The following is a 433-nucleotide window of genomic DNA, read 5'->3' as shown; positions in this document are numbered from 1 at the left end:
GATATCAGCGGCGTCCTGGTACAGCGAAACGATGGTTGCGTCAGCAATGAGGACGTCTCGAAAGCGTTCGAGACGGCCGTTCAAATCTTCTCGTCCGGTATCGAGATTCTCGATTGCGTCATCGAGAATCTCTCGAAGGAGTGCAACGAATCCTGGTTCGAACCAGTCGTGGAACGATGCGTAGGAGAGTTCGTCACAGTCAGCCATCTCGACGTAGCGTTCGAGAAATGCTTGGAGAGAGCGGTCTGAGCCAGCAGCGAAGCCAAACGAGAGTGTGTAGAACAGCGCAACGATGTCGAATTTCCGCTCTCGTTGGACGAGATTCGTTGCGCGAGCGCGCTCGCGCAACTCATCAGAGGGAAACGCTCTTTGAATCCGGTCACCTATGACCGAATCCGGTGGGCTGTAGGTCATACTTCCCACCGGGTTTCTC

Annotated in this window: 1 pseudogene; it reads right to left on the bottom strand. The window is 54.7% G+C overall.

What is annotated here, in order from left to right:
* Window positions 1–423: pseudogene (locus tag D3D01_RS22975) on the bottom strand (IS4 family transposase); the annotation flags it as partial.
* Window positions 424–433: the final 10 nt, after the last annotated feature.

This window comes from Haloarcula sp. Atlit-7R, assembly GCF_003666065.1.
GTDB lineage: Archaea > Halobacteriota > Halobacteria > Halobacteriales > Haloarculaceae > Haloarcula > Haloarcula taiwanensis.
This window is presented reverse-complemented; position numbering and strand designations above follow the sequence as displayed.